Raw genomic sequence first — 1687 nt, 5'->3', positions numbered from 1 at the left:
CGCGAGGACTGTCTCGCCGTCGCGGATCACCGGAACGGTTTTCGAAACGCCGCCCTCGACAGCGGGCACCTCGAGAAAGCGCGTCGGTACGGTTGATATGTCGAGCCCCTTGTGGGCAAGCGCCATCGCCACCTTCCAGCAATGCGGGCTGAACGGACGTGTGCTGTCGCGTCCGACGAGATCATAAAGCAGAATGGTCATTGGCGGCGGCTCCCGTGCGGGTTAGGTAGGCCCCGCATCGACGCGAGCCGAGGGAAGCCATGAGACAGCATTTCATGATGTTTGCGGCCTATAATCAATGGGCCAACGGTCGCATCTATGATGCCGCCGCCGAACTCGATGATGAGGAATTCAACCGCGATGTCGGCGCCTTCTTCGGCTCGATGATGGGCACGCTCAACCACCTTTTGACTGCCGACCGCATCTGGATGAAGCGCTTCACCGGGGAGGGCGACGCGCCGACGACACTGGACGCTATCCTGCATCGGGGGTTGACCGGCCTGCGGGCGGCGCGTGAAGCCGAGGACAGGCGGATCATCGATTGGGTCGGCGGCCTCAATGACAAGGCGTTGACGGGCCGGTTCACCTACATGACCGTCTCGGACATGCGCATTCGCAAAGGCTGGCGCCGGCGCTGGACCATGTCTTCAACCACCAGACCCACCATCGCGGCCAGGCGCATACGATCTTGACCATCCTGGGACGGCCAAGCCTGGGGTTGGACCTGATGCTTTTCCAGCGGACCGAGGAGGGCAGGGCTTTCGCCTGATCCGGTGGCGTTTGCGTAGTCAGTCCGAAGGTTGTGCCGGCCGTCGCTGCATTTTGTGCTGCAGCATCGTCTTTGCATCAGTAGGCACCGGATGGATTCAGGCAGCCGTCGAAGCCTCGCCCCTGATTTCGTTGTCCAACTGGGACTGGGTCAGGGCCGCTTCCGCCATGACCCACTGCTTGAACAACTGGACCTTGCGTGCGGCAAGGCCTTTCAGCGGAGAGACAAAATACCAGCCAGCCGTGTTCGGATGATGGACGGCGAAGGGAGCCACCAGCCTTTCGGCGCGGATGTCGCTGGCCATATAGGCACGGTTGGCCACCGCAAAGCCCATCCCGGAATTGGCTGCCTCGTAGGACATCATGCACGAGTCGAAATAGATGCTCTTGGTCTCGCTGAGCACGAAGCTGGCGCCGGCGAAACCAAGCCAGGACTGCCAATTCTGGGTGCAGGTGTCGGAATGCAGCAGGGTGAAGTGCTTGAGGTCGTCCGGTGTCACCTTCGACAGCCGCTTGTCGCCGAGGACTTCGTGGAACAGCTTGCGGCTGCACACCGGTGTCAGGTCTTCGCGAAACAGCAGATCGGACTGCAGCCCGTGAAAGTGACCGTCGCCATAACGGATTTCGAGATCGAATTCCGAGGCCGTGAACTCATGCGTCGCGTACGAAGTCGAGACCCGCATCACGATATCGGGATATTGCTGCTGGAACAGCGGCAGGCGCGGAAACAGCCAGCGTGCCGCAAAGGTCGGCAGCACCGATATTTTTAGCACATGCTCCTGCGATTGTCCGGTCGCTTCCATGCTGGCGGCCACGATTCGCTCCAGCGCCTCGCGAACGCGCGAGACATAGGTCTCGCCCTCCGGCGTCAACGACACCGCATTGCCGCCGCGCTGGAAAATCTTGAAACGAAGCTGAT

At 61.2% G+C, this 1687-nt stretch carries 2 protein-coding genes and 1 pseudogene; 1 reads left to right on the top strand and 2 read right to left on the bottom strand.

Annotated features, from left to right (window positions below; translation table 11 throughout):
• The coding region (locus tag ENZ75_RS31060; RefSeq protein WP_206617143.1) for a glutathione S-transferase N-terminal domain-containing protein at positions 1–201 on the bottom strand (201 nt) is incomplete at its 3' end.
• A 59-nt stretch (positions 202–260) separates the two neighbouring features.
• On the opposite strand from ENZ75_RS31060, the pseudogene ENZ75_RS31055 reads away from it, so the two are divergent.
• Positions 261–769 (top strand): annotated as a pseudogene (locus tag ENZ75_RS31055) (DinB family protein).
• A 97-nt stretch (positions 770–866) separates the two neighbouring features.
• On the opposite strand, the gene ENZ75_RS31050 reads toward ENZ75_RS31055, so the two are convergent.
• Positions 867–1687: LysR substrate-binding domain-containing protein (locus tag ENZ75_RS31050; protein ID WP_128278591.1), on the bottom strand; the 821-nt coding region annotated here is incomplete at its 5' end.

The organism is Mesorhizobium sp. M7A.F.Ca.CA.002.04.1.1 (genome assembly GCF_004022805.1).
Lineage (GTDB): Bacteria > Pseudomonadota > Alphaproteobacteria > Rhizobiales > Rhizobiaceae > Mesorhizobium > Mesorhizobium ciceri.
This window is presented reverse-complemented; position numbering and strand designations above follow the sequence as displayed.